Here is a 19,312-nt window from a genome sequence, read left to right as displayed (position 1 = left end):
CAGACTGTCACGCATGAACCTTCCCGTACCGCGGCTCGGGCCGTACCCCGATCGGCCCCGCCCCTACCCGCCGGACCACCCGGCCCACCTGCCGATCCGGCCGCTCTGGCTGTGCCGCGCCTGCGGCGCGCCGTGGCCCTGTGCGCAGGCGCGCCTACTGCTCAAGGTCGAGTACGCGGACCACCCCGTCGACCTGGCCGTCTACCTGTCCGGGCTCTACCACGAGGCCACCCACGACCTGTTCCGCCTCAACCCGCAGGACGGGCCGACCCCGCGCGAGCTGTTCGAGCGGTTCGTCGGCTGGGGCCCATACCGGCGCGGCATCACCGATACGATGCCCGCGACATGACTGCGCCCGGGGACTTCGACCTGACGATGGACGAGTTGCGCGAGGTGGCGCGGTACGCGGTCCGGCACGCGGAGGACGTCCTCCCGGTCTACGAGCGGGCGGTTCCCGGCGATCCGCGTCCCCGTGCGGCTGTCGACGCGGCGTGGACGTTCGCGCGCGGTGCCGCCCGGACGAAACTCCAGCGGGTCACGTCCCTCGACGCGCACCGGGCCGCCCGGTCCGCGCCCACCGAGTCCGCGCGCCTGGCCGCCCGGGCCGCCGGTGACGCCGCCGCGGCCGCGTACCTGCACCCGATCGCGAAGGCCACCCAGGTCGGCCACATTCTGCGGGCCGCCGCCAACGCCGCGCGCGTCGCCGAACTGGAGGCCGGCGGTGACGAGACCGTCGGCGTGGCAGCGCTGGACCGGTACCGGCAGCTCGCCACCCCCGTGCTGGTCGACGTGCTCCGCCGCTATCCGCCGGTGACCGGCGGCGGCAGCCGGGTCGCCCGGCTGATGAGCGCACTCGACCACGACCTGCGCCAGGGCGCCGCCGGGCCGGAGGCCGCGTCGTGATCCTGCCGAAGGTCCGCGATCCCCGGTTCACCACGATCCGCCGGGGCGGCACGCTCACCGACGAGCACCACCATCTGCTGGCGCTCTGGGCCGCCACCTGCGCGGAGCACGTCCTCGGCCTGTTCGAGGCGGTCCGGCCGGACGACAGCCGCCCGCGCGAGGCGATCGCGTACGCCCGCGCCTGGGTGCGGGGCGAGGTCAGGATGATGGAGGCGCGCGCGGCGGGCGGGCACGCCATGGGCGCGGCCCGGGACCTGCGCGGGGCGGCACGCAACGCCGCGTACGCCGCCGGACAGGCCGCCGTCGTGGCCCACGTGGCCGCGCACGAACTCGGCGCCGCCGCGTACGCGATCAAGGCGGTACGCGCGGCGGCGCCCGCCGGTCTCGGCGAGGCGGCCGGGCGCGACGAGTGCCGGTGGCAGCGCGATCAGCTCCCGGCCGAGATCCGCGAGCTGGTCCTGGACGACCAGCGGCTGCGCAACGACATCTGCTGGTCGGTCTTCGACTGCTGACACCGGCCGGAGCCTGTCGGGAAAGTGCCACCGGAGGTGGCAACCATGGCGTGGCCGGGTGGCGTCTCGGAAGGCGTCACGCCGATGCACCACTTGACCCCAAGGACCGGCTCGTGTGGATCTTCTCCTGACTGAGTTCGACCTGTTCGTCCGAACTCGTACGCCCGCGCTGCTGCGCTCCGCCTACCTGCTGACCGGCGACCAGCACCTGGCCGAGGACCTCGTCCAGTCCGCGCTGGCCCGTACGCACCGTGCCTGGAATCGGTTGCACGAGACCGGCAACGCGGAGGCGTACACCCGGAAGGTCATGTACCACCTGCAGGTCTCCTGGTGGCGACGCCGCCGGGTGGCCGAGTCGATGCCGGGCGACGTGCCCGAGCCGCGCGGAGGCGACTCGGCCCCCGACCACGCCCAGCAGACCACGCTCCGGCTGACCCTCCGGGCCGCGCTGGCCCGGCTCTCTCCCAAACAGCGGGCCGTGCTGGTTCTGCGGTTCTTCGAGGACCGCACCGAGACCGAGGCCGCCGACCTGCTCGGTGTGACAGTCGGCACCGTCAAGAGCCAGACCTCGAAGGCGCTGGCGAAGCTGCGCAGCGTGGCACCGGAGCTCGCCGAGCTGTACGTCACGGAAGGAACCGCCCGATGAACCAGGACCGACTGCGTTTCGACCTGGCCGATCTGGCCGAGGAGGTCACCCCGGTCGACCTGCGGGACCGGGCACTGCGTACCTCGCGGCGGCTCGGCCTCCAGCGGGCGGCCGCCACTTCTGCCGCCGTGCTGGTGGTGCTGGCCGCCGCGACCGGAACGGCACTGGCGATCCGGCCGAACAGCCAGACGCCCGTGCCGGCCGGGCCGTCGGTCACAGTCACCGCCCCGCCGGTCGAGCCCACCCCGACCCCGTCCGCCGAGCCGTCGAGCACGCCGTCGACCAGTCCCAGCGAAACCACAGGCGGGGGGCCGAACGGTGACGCGACCTTCGGGCGGCTCGTCTACGGCCCGTCCGACCTGGCGAACGCCCCGTCCCCGACGAGCACCGTCCGGCTTCAGTCCTGGCGTCCGGGCGACGACCCGGTCCGCCTGCTCGGTCTCCCGTACGGGCCGGCGCAGGTAAACGTCTCGGTGTCACCCGACGGACAGAGGGTCGCCTGGGTCGAGACGACCGGTGCGGTGTGGGTGTCGGCCATCGACGGCTCGGGGCGGCGCAAGCTCCGGGACGGCGTCGACGACGTCTGCTGGTCACCCGTCTGGCTGCCGAACTCGCAACAGCTCGTCGTGCGTCTGAACGCTGGCGGCGACGACCCGGCCACCGGCGTGCTCGACGTCTCCTCCGGGAAGTTCACCAGGGTGACCGGCCTCGACGGCTGTCACGCCGTGTTCGCGGCGGACGGGACGCTGGCGTTCGCCGACGGCTCCGACGGCACGATCGTCCTCACCGACCGGAACGGCAGGGCGCGCCGGACGGTGCCGGGCCTGGGCACCAAGGGCAGCCGGTACGTCTCCTTCGACCTGTCCAGTCTCTCCCCGGACGGCCGGCGGGTCGCGCTCCTGCGGATCGACCGGAACGGCACGTACGGGGACGCGGCACGGGAGCTACTGGTCAACGCCGTGCTCGACACCCGGACCGGCGCGGAGGTGTCGCTGCCGCTGGAGGGACGTCAACTGCGGCAGGTCTTCTTCCAGCCGGACGGGTCGATGGTGGTCCGGGTGCGCAGCGGTGACCGCTACACGGTGGTCCTGGTGGATGCGAACGGCAAGAAGATCACGGAGCGGGCGGAGCCCTCGGCGCTGCGGGACATGCAGATCATCACCGCAGGACCGTGATCGCCGCGTCCGCCGTGACCTGCTTCCACGGCACCAGCACCACTGTGCCGTCGCGCTCCAGCACCTTCGCGTCGCTGCCCTCGGTGCCGGCCGACAGCGGCGCCTCGGCCACCACGCTCACCGTCCCGGTGGCGGGGTCGATCCGGACCAGCCGTGGGGCGAGATCCCGCCGGTCGCCCACCTCCCACGCCAGCAGGCCCTGCCCGTCGAGGCGGACGAGTTCCACCTCGCTGTCGGTGTGCCCGGCCGACACCCAGCGCCGCTTCCCGGTGGCCAGGTCGATCGCCACGACCTGGTTCACCTGGCGCATCTTGTCGCCCACTGGAGAGGGCTCGGTCGGCAGGTAGAGCGTGTCCGCGTCGGCCAGGTACGGGCGGACCGCCGGCCCGCTCACCGTGTTGGAACGGTTGACCGGCAGGTCGCTGAACCGCGTACCGTCGACGGGGTTGCCGAACGCGGCCCGCTCCTTGCCGGTGGCGTCGCGCGCGACGAACGTCTCGGTGTTCAGGCCGGGCCGGCTGACCAGCGGGTCGACGCTGAGAACCCCGTCGCTCTGCTGCGCGGCGGGCAGGTCCTGCTTCCAGCGCGGCTTGCCGGTGGCCGGATCCAGGCCGAGCAGCGCGCCCCGGTCGCCGTCGCAGAGCGTGGTGACCACTGCCTGGTCCCCGGCGGCCTGCGCGTCGGTCAGGCGGCAGTCGCGGCCGGGCAGCAGCCGGTCGGCGTCGGTCTGCCACAGCCGTTTGCCGTCGGCCAGCGAGTAGCCGAAGACGCTTTCGCCGCTGCGGACGACCACCTGCCCGGCGGTCACCGACAGGTCGGGGGCGACGATCTCGGACCGGCCCGTCCGGCGTTCGACGGGGAACGTCACCCGCCACGTCTGCGTGCCGGCGGCCGCGTCGAACCCGACGAGCGTGTCGCACGAGTCGGCCGGACCGAGCGCCACCACACCCCGCCCGTCGGTGAGGGTCTGCGCGGCCGCGCACAGCGAGGCGGCCTGCGGCGCGGGCACGCCCCACGCCTGGCCGCCGTCGCCGAGCCGGTAGGCGATGATCCCGTCCGGCTGCGCCCGGACCACCGCGTCGCCGACCAGCCAGGCGCCGAACATGTCCTGCCCGTCGTACGTCTTCAGGCCGTTGCGCTGCAGCTCCGGGAAGTCGAGCACCCACGCGGCACGCAGCTTCCTCCCACCGTCGTCACCGCCGCCGACCAGCCGGGACACGCCGTAGGCGGTGCCGGCCGCGACCGCGAGCACGGCCACCAGCCCACCGGCCACCAGCAACGCGACGCGCCCGCGCCGCTTCGGCGCCGCCGGCGGCGCACCGACCGGACCCGGCCGGCCCACCGGTGGGTACGCGGGCGGCGGGTACTGCTGGTGCTGATACGTCATCGGTCGTCTCCCGTTTCCGTCAGCCCGCCAGTTCGCGGACGTAGTCGGCCCAGCCGGCCTGGAACTCGTCGAGCGACACGCCGAGCACGTCCCGGGCGGCGCGGTCGGTCGGGGTGCCGGCGTAGACGGCCTCGACGAAGCGGAACAGCTTCGGCTCACCGTGCTTCTCGGCGAGGTGCGTCATCGCGGTGTGCCCGAGCCAGTAGTGGAAGGTCAGCAGGCCGCTCTTCTGCCAGTCGGCGTTGCTGGGCAGCGTGCCGTTCCAGCCGTTCCCGCCGTCGCGGACCAGTTGCAGGGCGGGCGCGGTGCGCTCGCTGGCGGCCAGCGGGCGGCCGTGGAAGGCGATGTACTCGGCGAACCCCTCGACCACCCACTCGTCGAGCTTGCTGAACTCGTCCACGGCGGCCGGGTCGGTGCGGGGCGTCATCAGCGAGTGCGCGATCTCGTGCCGCAACACCATGTGGGCGTCGTTGTCGCCGCCGGAGCGGGTGAAGTAACGATCTCCGGTGTCCACCACGATGCGGGTGCCGCCGATCGTGTTCCTGCCGTCCTTGCGCTCGGCCGCGACCATGCCCACCGAGTAGCCCGCCTCGGTGGCCTTCTCGGTGCCGATCCGGTAGAGCGAGGTCATCTCGTCCTTGCCGGCGGCGAGCGTGACGACGAACTTGTCAGACGCCGGCTCGGGCGGCGCGTTGGCCCGCCACACGGCCAGGTTGCTCGTCACCGCCTTGTCGACGGCCGGGGCGTACCGCCTCGCCACGGCAGCCCGGGCCGCATCGGTGATGATCAGGGCGTACGGGGTCCGCTCGACATGGATGTCCCGCCACTTGTCCCACGGCCCGGGGTAGTAGACGGTTTTCGAGTCGCCGTTGCCGCCGGCCGGCGCGCCGGTGACGGCGGTGACCTGGATCGGCGCGTCCTTGCCGGCGCGGACGACCGTCCAGCGGTACCACTCGGCGACCGGCGCCAGGTCGAAGCCGTCCAACTGGTGCACGAAGGAGACGTCGAGCTGGAACGTGACGCCCTGCCCGAAGGCGTCGCTGACGCGGCCCTGCTTCTCGATCGTCTCGTAGCGGGCCACCGACAGCGGCAGCTTGCCCAGGTTGCGGAACAGCTGGGTCTGCCCGGCGATCAGTTCCTTGCGGGCCGGGTCGAACGCGGCCAGGTAGCCGTCCAGGTCCTTCGCCGCCAGCGCCTTGCTGTGCCGGTCGAGCAGGGCGGTCAGCTCGGCGTCGGTGACGGTGACACCGTTCGCGCCGGCTGCCGCCTTCGGCGCGGAGCCGTCCTCGTCGTCGCCGCGCAGGCCCAGCCCGACGCCGACCGCCGTGCCGGCGCAGACCGCCAGCGCGAGCGCGCCCGCCGCGAGCCCGATCCAGAGCCCACGGCGGGACTTCGGCGCGCCCGGGGGCGCCCACTGCTGCCCGGGGGGCGGCGGTCCGCCGTACCGGGGGTCGGCGTTGCCGGGCGGTGGCCAACCTGCCGCCGGTGGGTGCCCCTGCGTCATGTGGTTCCTCGCTCGTGCCGGATGCGGGACCGGCCGGACGGTTTCGCGCGGCCGGATGACGGCAGCCATCATCCCCGGTCCGGACGACGGATTCTGCCCCGCCTGGACGGGTCGGGGCTTTTGTCCCCGGGGGTGGTTGTCGTGAACAGGACGTCGAGACATCCGCCACGTCCGGCGTCCAGGGCCAGCGGGAGCGGCCCGCGCGGTGACAGACTGTGCGACGCACTTCTGCCGGGACGTCTGAGGGAGGCGCCGTGCGCTGGCGCAGCTACGTGGCGGTGGGCGACAGCTTCACCGAAGGCATGGACGACGCGTATCCGGACGGCAGCTACCGGGGCTGGGCCGATCTGGTCGCCACCCGTCTCGCCGTCGAGGCCGGGCCCGACTTCGGCTACGCCAACCTGGCCATCCGGGGCCGGCTGTTCCCGAACGTGGTGGCCGAGCAGGTGCCGTCCGCGCTGGCCATGAAGCCCGACCTGATCAGCTTCGCGGCCGGCGGCAACGACGTGCTGCGCCGCACCTTCGACCCGGACGCGTTCGTCCCCCGCTTCGACTCGGTCGTGCAGCGGCTGCGCTCCGGCGGCAGCGACGTGGTGCTGTTCCGGTTCGCCGACGTGATGTCCCGGCTGCCCGGCCAGCGGCTGATGGCCCCGCGCGTGACGCTGCTCAACCGGGTGGTCGGCGAGGTGGCCGAGCGGCACGGCGCGATCCTGGTCGACCTGTACTCCGACGACACCTACCTCAACCCGCTGCTCTGGAGCACCGACCGGATTCACCTGTCGGCGGCGGGCCACCGCCGGGTCGCCGCCCAGGTGCTCACCGCGCTCGGCGTCGGCTGCGACGAGGAGTGGCTGCTGGTCCCGCCGCACCCGGCGCCCAGCCCGTGGCTCGCCGCGCGCGCCGCCGACCTGCGCTGGGCCGGCAAGCACCTGGCGCCGTGGATCAGGCGCCGGCTGACCGGGCGGTCCTCCGGCGACTTCGTCACCGCCAAGCGGCCGGTGCTCGGGCCGGTCGAGCGCGACTGAGTGTGCGTACCGTCCACGCCGCCGACCTGCTGCGGCTGACAGCCGACGACCCGCCCCGAGCGGGGCTGGCCGTCGTGGTCGCCGGTGACCGGGTCGAGGCGATCGTGCCGACGGACGAGCTTCCCGGCGCGTACCCCGGGATGCGGGTGCGGCGGTGGGCCGGCACGCTCGGGCCGGCGCTCGTGCACGACGGTCCGCTGCCCCCGGCGCCCACGCCGCGCGAGCGGGTGCACGCGCTGTTCCGGCTCGGCGTCGCCGCGGTGGTCGAGGAGCACGTGGCCGACCCGGCGCTGCGGGCTGCCGCGGCCCGCAACGACGTGGCGGTGCTGCCCGGCGTGCGGCCGCCCGCACTGGTGACCGGCGGGCGGGCCGACCTCGCCGTGTTCGGCCCGGACGGCGCCTGCCTGGCCACAGTGGTCGCCGGCCGCCTGGTGCACCGCCGCGCCTGACCCCGCCGCACGGCTCGACCTTCACCGCCGTTCGTCCGATGTGTCCGGTTGCCCGCTTATCGGGATCGCCCGATGTCCGCCCCACTGGATAGCATCCGCTACCCCCGTCGATCGAGTACGGGGCGAAATCGGGGAAAGGTGGATGAGGGATGACCCTCATGCCTGACAGAAATCCACGTCGAACCGCCCGGCGAGGCGTGCTCGCCGCCGCGCTGTCGATGGTGGTCGCGGCCGGAACGGTGGCCGCCACCGCGGCGCCGGCAGCCGCGTACGACATCCGCTACGAGACGAACACCTCGTGGGCCTGGACCGACTCGCACTCGCCCACCACGGTCGACATCGACCGGTCCGGGGACGTGCCGGTCGGCACGTGGAAGGACGGGAAAGGCCGCCCGCACACGTCGCGCGCCTACTTCACGTTCGACATCTCCCGCTACCGGGGAGCGGACATCCAGTCCGCAGTCCTCGACGTGAAGGAGACGGCAGGCGGCGACTGCACCAGCCGTCCCGTGGTCGAGCTGCGGCGTACCGCCGCCTACACCGCCCGGTCGAGCTGGCGGAACCCTCCGGCCGACCTGGGGCTGGTCGACAGCCGCCAGCTCACCGACCAGACCGTCTGCCCGGCGCCCCGGGTGGAGTTCGACGCGGTCGACGGGCTGCGCCAGGCGCTCGCCGAGGGCCGGTCGACGCTGACCCTCTCGCTGCGGCTGCCCGCCGACGCCGAGCGGGACCCGGCACTGGCACGGAAGTACGCCAGCAAGGTCGGCATCTCGATCGACTACAACTTCCGCCCCGGCGTGCCGACCGACCTGCGGAGCGAGACCGGCACGGCGTGCACCACCACCGAGCCGTACCAGGTGATCCGCTACCCAGTCCCCTCCGGAGTGGTGCACGACCGGGACCGTAACGACAGCGGCGGCACGGACCAGCTCACCGTCTCCTTCGCGGCCTGGCCGGTCGACCAGCCGGAGGCGCGGATCGAGCAGACCGACTACGCGCGCGACGGCGAGCGGGCCGTCGGCCGCTACGACACCATCTATCCGTCGCCGTTCGAGCACGACCGGACGTACGCCTGGCAGATGCGGGCGGCGGACAGCCGGGCCACCGGCGAGTGGAGCCCGGTCTGCTACTTCCGCCTCGACGTCCGGGGGCCGGCCACGCCGCCCGTCGTGACGTCGACCGACTTCCCCGACGACGACGGGTGGTACCCGGCTCTGCCCGGCGAGTTCACCTTCACCGCCAACGGCGCCGCCGACGTGGTGCGGTACGGCTACTCGCTGGACTCCGGCGTCGAGAAGATGATCGACGCGGACCGGACGGGCGGCACGGCCACCGTCACGCTCACCCCGGACAGCGGCCCGAACACCCTGCGGGTGTGGAGCCTCGACGCGGTCGGCAACCGCTCGGCGACCACCGAGTACACGTTCCGCGCCTCGGACGTGTCGCCGGTCGTGGAGGGACGGCTGAGTGAGATCGGGGTGCCTGCCACGTTCCAGCTGCGTCCGCAGATGGACGGCGTGGTGCGCTACCGCTACGCCCTCGACGGCGACCCCGAGCAGACGGTGGACGCGGCGGCGGACGGCTCTGCCGCGATCACCGTCACCGCGACCCGGGGCGGGTCCCGCACCCTGACCGTCACCAGCGTCACGGCCGACGGTGTGGAGGCCACCAGCAGCCGGCAGTTCAGCCTGCCGACCGCGCCGAAGGTCTCGGCCACCGTCTACCTGCCCGTCCCCAGCGGTGGGCAGGGCATTCCGGGCGTCTTCACCTTCACCCCCCGCCTGCCCGACACGGTCAGCTACCGCTACCAGTTCACCGGCGAGGACCAGCAGGTGGTGGCCGCGCAGGCCGACGGCACCGCGTCTGTCACCTGGGCGCCGACCGAGGCGGGCGTGGTCAACCTGGTCGTGCGCAGCGTGAGCGGGGACGGCACCGTATCGGAGCCGGCGACCTTCTCCTTCCGGGTGCGGGACCTGCGCCCCGCCGTCACCGCCGACCCGTACCGGACGGACGTGCCCATGGGCGGTCCGGGCCAGCCGGGCGAGTTCCGGTTCACGTCGCAACTCACCACGACGGTGGCCTTCCTCTACCGGTTCGACGACGGCGTCGAGCAGCGTGTCGAGACCGGCAGCCGGGCGACGGTGAGCTGGACGCCCACCGACGGCGGGACGCACACGCTCACTGTCGTCGGGGTCACCGCGGACGGCACCCGCTCGCCCGAGCAGGTCTGGACGTTCCTGGTGGCCGAGGGCTGAGCACCTGACCGCACCGGCCCCACCACCTTTCCGAGGCGGTGGGGCCGGTGTCACATCCGTGGCCCGCGATCCGGCGTACCTTGGGGATCATGCCTGTGCCGAGCGATCCGCATCCTGATCTCCAGTCGTACGCCGACCCGCAGCGCCTGGTCACCACCGAATGGCTGGCCGAGCACCTGGGCGACGAAGGGCTCGTGGTGGTCGAGTCCGACGAGGACGTGCTCCTCTACGACACCGGCCACATCCCCGGCGCCGTCAAGGTCGACTGGCACACCGAACTCAACGACCAGGTCACCCGCGACTACCTGGACGCCGCGAGCTTCGCCGAGCTGTGCGCGGCCAAGGGCATCGGGCGGGACGACACGGTCGTCTTCTACGGCGACAACTTCAACTGGTGGGCCGCGTACGCCCTCTGGGTCTTCACCCTCTTCGGTCACCCGGACGTACGGCTGCTCGACGGCGGCCGGCAGAAGTGGATCGCCGAGGGGCGGGAGCTGACCCGGGACAAGGTGAGCCGGCCCCGCGCCTCGTACCCGGTGCCGGAGCGCAACGACGCGCCGATCCGCGCGTACCGGGAGCAGGTCATGGCGCACGTGGCGGCCGGTCGGCCGCTGGTGGACGTGCGGTCGCCGGGCGAGTACACCGGCGAGATGCTGCACATGCCGGACTACCCGCAGGAGGGCGCGCTGCGTGGCGGGCACATCCCGGGCGCGGTGAGCAAGCCGTGGAAGTCCGCCGCGAACGACGACGGCACGTTCAAGTCCGCCGACGAACTGCGCGCCATCTACGCCGACCAGCTCGGTCTGAGCCCGTCCGACGACGTGGTGGCGTACTGCCGGATCGGCGAGCGGTCCAGCCACACCTGGTTCGTGCTGCACCACCTGCTCGGCTTCCCGCAGGTGCGCAACTACGACGGTTCGTGGACCGAGTGGGGCAACCTGGTCCGGGCTCCCGTCGTGAAGGGCGACCAGCCCGGCGGCCTGACCCGCTGAGCGTCCCGGCCGGTCCCGCCGTCACCGCGGCGGGACCGGCCGCGTTCCGGACCCGTCAGCGGGCGGCGATCGACAGGCTCCCGGGGACGTCGGCCGCCACCAGGTCGACAGCGCCGGTCTCCGGCCGCCAGCGGGCCAGCCCGGCGTCGTAGCGGAACAGCAGGCCGCCGTCGGCGGTCCAGCCGTACACCTCGCAGCACGCCTTGGCCCGGCCCTCCCGGCCCAGGTCGAGCAGGCGCGTCACCGCGCCGGTGCGGGCGTCCAGCACCGCCACGCCCTCGCCCCCGCTCATCGTGCCGGCGCCACTGGCGGTGGTGGTCCACCCGGCCTGGCCGATCCGGTCGCCGCGCTGCCAGCCCCGCCCGTACACCTCGTCCAGCCGGTAGCCGGGGGGAAGCGCGCCGGTGGTCACCGGCCGCCGGTCCGGCGCGCCGCCGGAGGCGGGGAACCGGCGTACGGCCAGGCCGCCGTCCCCGGACCAGCCGCCCACTGTGAGCAGGTCGCCGGGCCGGTCCGGCTCGGGTACGACGAGCGTCCACGGGTCGACTGTCAGCTTCGGCGCCGCTCCGGTGCGCCGGTCCAGCTCGTACGCGGTGTCGTTGTCCCCGACGATCAGCCGGTCACCGGCCCAGACCAAGTGTTCCAGGTAGCCCGCGAGCGGATAGCGACGCAACTCGGCGTCGGTCAGGTCGACCACCACCACCTCGCCGGTCTGCGCGAACGCGGCGGTCCGGCCGTCCGGCGACAGGCTGCCCGGCTTGAGTGCCGTCGCCTCGTTGCCCTCGGCGTCGCGGGTGGGCGCGAGCGTGACCACGTCGAGTTCCCGGACGATGCCGTCGTCACCCAGCACCCGGACCGTGCCCGCCTCGCCGGTGGCCGGGTCGACCGGCTGGTACAGCGCCAGCGCCCGGCTCACCGGCCGGTCGGAGAGGCGGTAGGCGACCCGGTCGCCGAGCCGGCCCAGCGGGTCGCCCGCCTCGCCGAGCCGGTCCGGGGGCCGCTGCACGACCGGCGCGCTCGGTGCCGAGGTCACCGCCGGGCGGGGTGGCGCCGCGGGGGGCGGGCCGGAGCGGTGCAGGAGCGCTGTCGTACCGCCGCCGACCAGGACCACGGCGACGGCGGCGGCCCCGGCGGCGCGGCGGGCACGACGGACCCGCCCGGCCCGTTCCCATCCGGCGGCGGCCGGCCGGGTCGGGCGGATCTCCTCGGTGGCCCGGGTCAGCAGCCGGGTCAGCTCCGTCTCGTTCACGGGTTCACCTCGCTTCCGGCGGCCAGGCCGTCGCCGGACCGGCCGGGGGCGGGCACCACGTCGCGCAGCCGGCGCAGCGCGTCGTGGCACTGGCTCTTGACGGTGCCGACCGTGACGCCGAGCGCCTCGGCGGTGGCGACCTCGGTCAGGTCCTCGAAGTAGCGCAGCACCACGACGGCCCGCTGTCGTGGCGGCAGCCGGTCCAGCGCGGCGCGCACGGTGAGCCGCAACGCGGGGTCGCCGTCCGTGTCCGGCCGCTCCGGCGGGTACGCGCTGAGCCACTCCCGCCGCCGGCGTCGCCACCAGGACACGGCGTCGCGGTAGAGGATGGCGCGCACGTACGCGGCCGGGTCGCCGTCGCGCACCGACGGCCAGCGCAGCGCCAGCTTGAGCAGCGCGTCCTGGAGCAGGTCCTCGGCCTGGTGCCGGTTGCCGCAGATCAGGTACGCGGCGCGCAGCAGCCGGTGCTGGTGCGACTCGACGAAGGCGAGGTAGTCCGCCCGCCCGTCGTCCGAGTCACGCCCCATCCGGCTCCTCCTCCGTCACCGGCCAGACGCGCGGGACGGGGGCAAAGGTTGGGTCAGGTAGCGCTGAATCGTCGGGCCGACCCAGGCGGTCAGTTCCTCCGGGTCGAGGTCCACGACGGGTGGCAGCCGGACGACGTACCGGGTGAGGGCCAGTCCGAGGATCTGGCTGGCCACCAGACCGGCCCGCCGCTCGGCGGTGGCCGGGTCGGCGCTCGACCGGGCCACCGCGGTGGCGAGCTGGCCGGCGAAGATGCCGCGCATCCGTTCGGCCGCGCCGGGGTTGGTGGCGGCGGCCCGGAGCAGGGCGACGAGTGTCCCGTCCGCCTCCCAGCGGCGTACGAAGTGCCGGGTCAGTGTCTCGCCGAGCCGGTCCGGCGGCACCTCGGCCAGGTCGGGCAGGCGCAGGTCGAACTCGGCCGCCGCGGCGAAGAGTCCCTCCTTGCTGCCGTAGTAGCGCATCACCATCGACGGGTCGATGTGGGCGTCGGCGGCGATGGCCCGGATGGTGGCCCGGTCGTAGCCGTCGGCGGCGAAGCGTTCCCGGGCGGCGCGCAGGATGGCCGCCCGGGTGGCGTCCGAGCGGCGGGTTCGGGTGGCGGGTTCGGTCACGTCCACGACTGTAGGCCAACACGTGTTGACATCGCCTCTACAGTAAAGTCAACATGTGTTGGCAAACAGTTGTTGACCGAGCCGGAGGTGAGAGCGATGCTGCCCGAACGCACCGACGTCCTCGTGGTGGGCGCCGGGCCGACCGGCCTGGCGGTGGCCGTGACGCTGGCCGGGCACGGGGTTGCCGCGACCGTCGTCGACCGGCTCGCCGAGCCGCCCGTCACGTCGCGCGCCGCCGTCGTGCACGCCGGCACCCTCGAAGTGCTGGACCGGATCGCTGTCGCCGCGCCGCTGGCCGCCCGAGGGCTGCGCTCGGCCCGGTTCAGCGTCCGCGACCGGGACCGGGTGCTGCTCACCGTCCCCTTCGACCGGTTGCCGTCGCGCTACCCGTACGCGCTGCTGATCTCGCAGGCGGAGACCGAGGCGGTGCTCACCGACCGGCTCGCCGCGCTCGGCGGGCGCGTGCTGCGGCCGTACGAGATGACCGGCCTGGACCTCGACGGCGACGGCGCTCTCGCGCGCTTCGACGACGGCCGTGCGGTCCGGGCGCGCTGGGTCGTCGGCGCGGACGGGATGCACAGCCGGGTCCGCGAACTCGCCGGCATCGGCTTCGGCGGCCCGGCCGACCCCGGGGAGTCGTTCCTGCTCGCCGACGTCCGGGTGGACAGCGCGTTGCCGCGCGACCAGGTGAGCCTCTTCCTGTCCCGGCGGGGCCCGCTGGTCTGGGCGCCGCTGCCCGACGGTACGGTGCGGCTGGTCGCCGCGGTGGCGGACGCGCCGCGCGACCCGCAGGCGCACCACTTCCAGGCGCTGCTCGACGAGCGCGGTCCGGCGCGCCGGCCGGACCGGGTCACCGGGATGGACTGGTCGTCCCGGTTCCGGATCCACCACCGGATCGCGAGCACCTACCGTGCCGGGCCGGTGCTGCTCGCCGGGGACGCGGCGCACGTGCACAGCCCGGCCGGCGGGCAGGGGATGAATCTCGGCCTGCGCGACGCGGTCGCGCTCGGCGACGCGCTCGCCGCCGGTCCGCGGGCCCTCGACGGGTACGCGGCCGACCGCCGCCCCCGCGCCGAGGAGGTGCTCGGTTTCGCCGCCACCCTGACCCGCCTAGCCGCCGCCCCACCCCCACTCCGCCCGTTGCGAAACCTCCTGCTCCAGGCGGTCTCCACCCTCCCCCCGATGCGCGCCCGAATCGCAACCCGCCTCGCCGGCTTCGAGCCCCCACCCCGCTGATCTTGCAGTTCGGGCCCTCGACGGGTCCTTTTTGTGCGCCTTCGACCGGGCGGAAAGTGCAAGATCAGCGAGGAGGTGGGCGGGCGGGGGAGGGATGAAACGGGTCGGACACTGTCGGCGCTGACCGGTACGGTGAGCGCCGAAATCCGAACCGGGAGCGCGATTGGACCGCACCTTCCAGGTGGACCTCCGTGGCGTGGTCGACCTGCTCAGTCACCACCTGTACGGCAGCCCGCGCGTCTACGTGCGCGAGCTGCTCCAGAACGCCGTCGACGCGATCACCGCGCGCCGGTCCACCGAGCCGAACGCCCCGGCCCGGGTACGCATCGAGCCGCCCGAGCTGACCGGCGACGGCACCCTGCGCGTGCACGACACCGGCATCGGTCTCACCGAGGCGCAGGTGCACGAGCTGCTCGCCACCATCGGCCGCAGCTCCAAACGCGACGAGCTGGGCTTCTCCCGGCACGAGTTCCTCGGCCAGTTCGGCATCGGGCTGCTCTCCTGCTTCCTGGTCGCCGACGAGATCCGGGTGGTCACCCGGCACGCCGACGAGCCCACGGTGCTCTGGACGGGCTGGTCCGACGGCCGGTACGCGGTGCGGCTCGCCGAGCCGGAGCAGGCCCGCGACGAGCCCGGCACCACAGTGACCCTGGTGCCCCGGCGCGACGCCGACCAGTGGCTCGGCGTACCCACCGTCACCGAGCTGGCCCGCCTCTACGGCAGCCTGCTGCCGGTCGACGTCCGGGTCGGCGACACGCCGACCACCGCCGGGCCGCCGCCATGGCCCACCACGCCCGGCGCGCCGGTCGACCGCGCCGGGCTCCAGCGGTACGCGCAGGAGCTGCTCGGGTTCGTCCCGTTCGACGTGGTGCCGCTGTCGGTGCCCGAGGCCGGCCTCACCGGAGTGGCGTTCATCCTGCCCACCGCGGTGAACCCGGCCGCCCGCGCCGGGCACCGGGTCTACCTCAAGCGGATGCTGCTCAGCGAGCACGCCGACGGGCTGCTGCCCGAGTGGGCCTTCTTCGCCCACTGCGTGGTCGACGCGAGCGAGCTGCGCCCCACCGCCAGCCGCGAGGCGCTCTACGAGGACGCGCTGCTCACCTCCGTCCGGGAGGCGCTCGGCGACCAGATCCGGGGCTGGCTGGTGCGGCTGGCCAAGCACGACCCGCGCCGGCTCGGCGAGTTCCTCCAGGTGCACCACCTCGGCGTCAAGGCGCTCGCGATGCACGACGACGAGATGCTGCGGCTGGTCGACCAGTGGTGGCCGATGGACACCAACGTCGGCACGATGACGCTCGCCGAGTTCCGGCAGCGCCACGGCGTGCTCCGGTACGCCGCCGGCCTGGACGAGTTCCGCCAGCTCGCCGCCGTGGCCGCCGCGCAGGACCTGGCGGTGGTGAACGGCGGCTACACGTACGACACCGAGCTGATCGAGCGATTGCCCACAGTGGATCGATCGGTGCTCATCGAACGGCTGGAGCCGAGTGACCTCACCACCCGGTTCGAGATCCTCGACCCGGCGACCGAGCTGGCCCTGCGGCCGTTCCTGACCGGCGCGCAGCGGGCGCTGGAACGGCTCGGCTGCGAGGTCGTCATCCGGGCGTACGACCCGGTCTCGCTGCCCGCGCTCTACCTGGTGTCCCGCTCGGCCGCGTTCCACGACCAGCTCGCCGCCAGCCGGGACAAGGCCGACGAGCTGTGGGGCGGCGTGCTCGACGCGCTTGCCGCCTCCGCCCCGCCGGACCGCCCGCAACTCGTGCTCAACCACCGCAACCCGCTGGTCCGCCGGGTGACCACGCTCGCCGACCCGGAGCTGGTCGGGCTGGCCGTCGAGGCGCTCTACGGGCAGGCCCTGCTGCTCGGGCACCACCCGATCCGGGCGGCCGACGCCGCGCTGCTGAACAGTTCCTTCCTCGGCCTGCTCGGCCGGGCCGTACCGGGAGTGACCCGTGACTGACGACGACCTCTGGCGCATGCACCACGAGATCGAGACCATGCCGTACGGCCCGGGGCAGATCGCCGCGCTGGAACAACTGCTGCGCCGCGCCGACGCGGGCGACGACCGGCACCTCGCCTTCGCCGCCCGGGTCACCGGCACCACCGCGTACGTCTACGGCGGCGAACCGGCGAAGTCGTTCGTCACGTTCTCCTGGTGCCTGTCCGAGTACGACAAGGATCCGCAGCCCTACCACCAGGGCTACACGCACCAGCTGCTCTGGGCCTTCAAGTACATGGTCAACGCCATGGTGAAGTTCCCGGAGCTGCCGCTGGACCGGACGTACGCGGTGCTCGACGACATGGAGCGGCGCTACCGCGACGCCGGGCACTCGTTGCAGGCGGTCCACAAGCACCGCTACCTGGTCGCCGCGCACGTGGGCGATGAGGACGCGGCGGAGCAGTGGTACCGCAAGTGGATGACCACGCCCCGCGACACGCTCTCCGACTGCGCCGGCTGCGACCCGACCACGCAGGTCGCGCACCTGGTCCGGCTGGGCCGGCACGAGGAGGCGGTGGCCCTCGCCGAGCCGGTGCTCGCCGGCCGGCTGACCTGCAGCGAGCAGCCGCAGGGAATCCTCACCGCGCTGCTCACGCCCTACCGCGAGACCGGCCGGGGCGACGCCGCGCGGGACGCGCACCGGGAGGCGTACCGGCGGCTGCGTGGGCACCTGGCCAACCTGTGGGACGTCGCCGAGCACATCGAGTTCTGCACCGCGACCGGCAACGATGCCCGCGCGCTGGAGCTGGTCGAGCGGCACCTGGACTGGCTGGACCGGGCACCCACCCCGGCCGCCGCGATGCACTTCGCGGCCGCCGCGTCGGCGGCGCTGCGTCAGGTGCCGGCCGAGCTGACTGTGCACCGTCGCGCCTCCGGTGACCGGCCGGCCGCCGACGTGCCGGTGGGCGCGCTCGCCGACGAGCTGGCCGGTACGGCCACCGGACTGGCCGGGCGCTTCGACGCGCGTAACGGCACCACGCACCAGTCCGCGTTGATCGCCCGGAAGCTGGTGGCCGGGCCGGAGGGCGAGCACCTGCCGCTCTCCGCCAGCGTGCGCCGCCCGGTGGTGCCCGCGCCGCGTACCGCGCCGGACGACCGGGCGACGACCGAGCCGCCGGTCAGCGTGCCCGCCGACGCCGGCGCCGACGAGCTGCTGGCGCTGGCCGAGGAGTGCTGGCGCACCAACTGCCGGGAGGGGCTGGGCACCGTGCTGCGCGCGTACGACGAGCGGTACGGCGACGCCGACCTGCCGCCGGCCACCCGGGCGTGGCGGCTGGAGCTGCGGGCGGGCGAGTTGTCCCAGGAGGACGACGACGGCGTGGCGGTGGCGACCGCTGTCAACCGGGAGGCGCTGGCCGCGTGGCGGGAGGTGCCGGACCCGCTGCGGGCGCAGGTGGTGGCCGGGCGGCTCGGTGTGCTGCTGAGCATGACCGAGGAGAGCGCGGACGAGGGGCTGACGCTGGCCCGGGAGTCGGCCGCGTACCTGGCCGCGCACGGCGAACCGCGGGATCGGGCCGCCGGTTGGGACCGGCTCGCGCTCGCCCACGTGCACCGGGAGCGGTGGGCGGAGGCGCTCGACGCGCTCGACCGCGCCGACGCGGAGGCGGACGCCGATCCGTGGCTGGCCGGGCGGGTCGCGCTGCACCGCACGCACGTGCTGGAGCAGTTGGAGCGGGCCGAGGAGTTCCGGGACGCGGCGGCACGGTCCCGCCGGCTGGCCGGCGAGCTGGGCGACGCCGAGATGCTGACCAGCGCCTGCCTGGCGTACGCCCGCTCCACCGACGATCCGGCCGACGCGGTGGCCGCCTGCGACGAGGCGCTGACTGTCGCCCCGGCCGGCGCCCACCTGCCGCTGCGGGTGACCCGGGGCCGGGCGTTGCTGGCCGCCGACCGGGCCGGCGAGGCGGTGGACGATCTGGCCGAGGCGGTCACGCTCTGCGTCGAGCAGGGGCTGGAGGGCGACGCGCTGCTGCGCTGGGAGCTGGCCGAGGCGTACCGGATGGCCGGCCGGCTGGCCGAGGCCGCCGAGGTGGCCGAGGAGGCGGTGCTCGGGCTGGACCGGGCCGGCGCGCAGGCGGAGGCGGACCGGTGCCGGCACATGCTGTCGGGGATCTACGCGGGGCTCGGTGAGACGGATCTGGCGCTCGCGGTGCTCGACACGTTGGCGGAGAACCTGGACGGGCCGGACAATCTTCCCCGCCGGGCGCAGGTGCTGGAGGAGTCCGGCGGCCTGCTCTACGACGCCGACCGGGACGCGCTGGCCGCGCAGCGGTTCGCGGCGGCGGCCAGCGCGTGGCGGCTGGCCGGATTCCAGGTGGACGAGTTGCGGGCCCGGCGGCGGGAACTCCTCGCCCTGCACTGGTCCGGTGACCTGCCGGCCGCGGTGGCCGCGATCGAGGGGGTGGACGCCGCGGCGGCCGCGGTCTCCGGTCAGCCCGACGAGCCGCCCGTGGTCACGTACGAGCGGGCGATGGCCGCCGACGCGGTCGCCCGGGTGCTGATCGGCGAGGACCGGCTCACCGCCGCGCTGGACCGGCTGGAGGGTGTGCCGGGGCGGCTCCGGTCGATCGAGGCGTTCGGCGAGGCGGCGCAGGTCGAGGTGCTGACCGGCGAGCTGCTGCTGCGCGACGGCCGGCCGGAGCAGGCCGAAGGGCTGCTGCGTCCGGTGCTGGGTGGTCTGCCCACCGGCTCCCGGCCCGCCGCGCATGCCGCCTGGCTGCTGGCCCGCGCGCTCGACGACCAGGGCCGGCCGGCCGAGGCGGCGACGGTCCGCGCCGAGCACGGCATCGAGGAGGACTGAGGCGACTGCCGGGTAACCGCGGCTGCTCTAGATCGACGCCGAGGTCT

General features: G+C 74.3%; 17 protein-coding genes. 12 read left to right on the top strand and 5 right to left on the bottom strand.

The genetic code is table 11. The annotated features are described in order from the left end of the window. Window positions 1-13 precede the first annotated feature (13 nt). From A4R25_RS22890 to A4R25_RS22870, 5 genes are all read left to right on the top strand, one after another. The gene (locus tag A4R25_RS22890) at window positions 14-349 is read left to right on the top strand and encodes a hypothetical protein (RefSeq protein WP_082931107.1); all 336 of its coding nucleotides are present in this window, start codon (window positions 14-16) and stop codon (window positions 347-349) included. Beyond that, the gene (locus tag A4R25_RS22885; RefSeq protein ID WP_064448013.1) at window positions 346-903 is read left to right on the top strand and encodes a putative immunity protein; all 558 of its coding nucleotides are present in this window, start codon (window positions 346-348) and stop codon (window positions 901-903) included. The genes A4R25_RS22890 and A4R25_RS22885 overlap by 4 nt, the downstream gene beginning before the upstream one ends. Continuing rightward, on the top strand, window positions 900-1,415 hold the full coding sequence (locus tag A4R25_RS22880) for a putative immunity protein (protein WP_043327649.1): 516 nt from the start codon (window positions 900-902) through the stop codon (window positions 1,413-1,415). Before A4R25_RS22885 ends, A4R25_RS22880 begins: the two co-directional genes overlap by 4 nt. 115 nt (window positions 1,416-1,530) lie before the next feature. Next, complete coding sequence (locus A4R25_RS22875) at window positions 1,531-2,061, top strand: SigE family RNA polymerase sigma factor (RefSeq protein ID WP_043327648.1); 531 nt, start codon at window positions 1,531-1,533, stop codon at window positions 2,059-2,061. After that, window positions 2,058-3,236, top strand: a complete 1,179-nt coding sequence (locus tag A4R25_RS22870) for a WD40 repeat domain-containing protein (protein ID WP_064448012.1) — start codon at window positions 2,058-2,060, stop codon at window positions 3,234-3,236. Before A4R25_RS22875 ends, A4R25_RS22870 begins: the two co-directional genes overlap by 4 nt. Here A4R25_RS22870 and A4R25_RS22865 read toward each other — a convergent pair. Both A4R25_RS22865 and A4R25_RS22860 read right to left on the bottom strand, forming a co-directional pair. After that, window positions 3,220-4,623 (bottom strand): PQQ-binding-like beta-propeller repeat protein, encoded by a 1,404-nt coding sequence (locus tag A4R25_RS22865; protein WP_064448011.1) that lies wholly within the window; start codon window positions 4,621-4,623, stop codon window positions 3,220-3,222. The two genes, A4R25_RS22870 and A4R25_RS22865, sit on opposite strands and share 17 nt — an antisense overlap. 19 nt (window positions 4,624-4,642) lie before the next feature. Further along, window positions 4,643-6,127, bottom strand: coding sequence for a hypothetical protein (locus A4R25_RS22860; protein WP_064448010.1), 1,485 nt, complete (start codon window positions 6,125-6,127; stop codon window positions 4,643-4,645). A gap of 254 nt (window positions 6,128-6,381) precedes the next feature. Between A4R25_RS22860 and A4R25_RS22855 the strand changes: the two genes are divergently transcribed. The 4 genes from A4R25_RS22855 to A4R25_RS22840 all read left to right on the top strand — a co-directional run bounded on the left by A4R25_RS22855 (window position 6,382) and on the right by A4R25_RS22840 (window position 10,848). After that, window positions 6,382-7,152, top strand: a complete 771-nt coding sequence (locus tag A4R25_RS22855; protein ID WP_043327644.1) for an SGNH/GDSL hydrolase family protein — start codon at window positions 6,382-6,384, stop codon at window positions 7,150-7,152. Window positions 7,153-7,154: 2 nt separating this feature from the next. Then, a complete protein-coding gene (locus A4R25_RS22850; RefSeq protein ID WP_043327643.1) occupies window positions 7,155-7,601 on the top strand; it encodes a hypothetical protein in 447 nt (148 codons plus the stop codon). 158 nt (window positions 7,602-7,759) lie between these two features. Further along, window positions 7,760-9,856 carry a hypothetical protein gene (locus A4R25_RS22845; protein WP_157539150.1) on the top strand — a complete coding sequence of 699 codons (2,097 nt, stop codon included), beginning with the start codon at window positions 7,760-7,762 and terminating at the stop codon, window positions 9,854-9,856. An 89-nt stretch (window positions 9,857-9,945) separates the two neighbouring features. Next, a complete protein-coding gene (locus tag A4R25_RS22840; protein WP_043327642.1) occupies window positions 9,946-10,848 on the top strand; it encodes a sulfurtransferase in 903 nt (300 codons plus the stop codon). Between the two features lie 55 nt (window positions 10,849-10,903). Here the strand turns inward: A4R25_RS22840 and A4R25_RS22835 are convergent, their stop codons facing one another. From A4R25_RS22835 to A4R25_RS22825, 3 genes are read right to left on the bottom strand one after another with little or no spacing between them, the layout of a single operon-like run. Continuing rightward, complete coding sequence (locus A4R25_RS22835) at window positions 10,904-12,097, bottom strand: hypothetical protein (RefSeq protein WP_064448008.1); 1,194 nt, start codon at window positions 12,095-12,097, stop codon at window positions 10,904-10,906. Next, complete coding sequence (locus A4R25_RS22830; RefSeq protein ID WP_064448007.1) at window positions 12,094-12,624, bottom strand: SigE family RNA polymerase sigma factor; 531 nt, start codon at window positions 12,622-12,624, stop codon at window positions 12,094-12,096. Before A4R25_RS22830 ends, A4R25_RS22835 begins: the two co-directional genes overlap by 4 nt. A 15-nt stretch (window positions 12,625-12,639) precedes the next feature. Further along, the gene (locus A4R25_RS22825) at window positions 12,640-13,239 is read right to left on the bottom strand and encodes a TetR family transcriptional regulator (RefSeq protein WP_043327640.1); all 600 of its coding nucleotides are present in this window, start codon (window positions 13,237-13,239) and stop codon (window positions 12,640-12,642) included. 90 nt (window positions 13,240-13,329) lie between these two features. On the opposite strand from A4R25_RS22825, the gene A4R25_RS22820 reads away from it, so the two are divergent. From A4R25_RS22820 to A4R25_RS22810, 3 genes are all read left to right on the top strand, one after another. Then, complete coding sequence (locus A4R25_RS22820; protein ID WP_064448006.1) at window positions 13,330-14,469, top strand: FAD-dependent monooxygenase; 1,140 nt, start codon at window positions 13,330-13,332, stop codon at window positions 14,467-14,469. A 163-nt stretch (window positions 14,470-14,632) separates the two neighbouring features. Next, window positions 14,633-16,426, top strand: coding sequence for an HSP90 family protein (locus A4R25_RS22815; protein WP_064448005.1), 1,794 nt, complete (start codon window positions 14,633-14,635; stop codon window positions 16,424-16,426). Then, a complete protein-coding gene (locus tag A4R25_RS22810; protein WP_064448004.1) occupies window positions 16,419-19,265 on the top strand; it encodes a hypothetical protein in 2,847 nt (948 codons plus the stop codon). Before A4R25_RS22815 ends, A4R25_RS22810 begins: the two co-directional genes overlap by 8 nt. Window positions 19,266-19,312: the final 47 nt, after the last annotated feature.

The sequence above is a fragment of the Micromonospora sp. NBRC 110037 genome (assembly GCF_001652995.1).
GTDB lineage: Bacteria > Actinomycetota > Actinomycetes > Mycobacteriales > Micromonosporaceae > Micromonospora > Micromonospora chalcea.
This window is presented reverse-complemented; position numbering and strand designations above follow the sequence as displayed.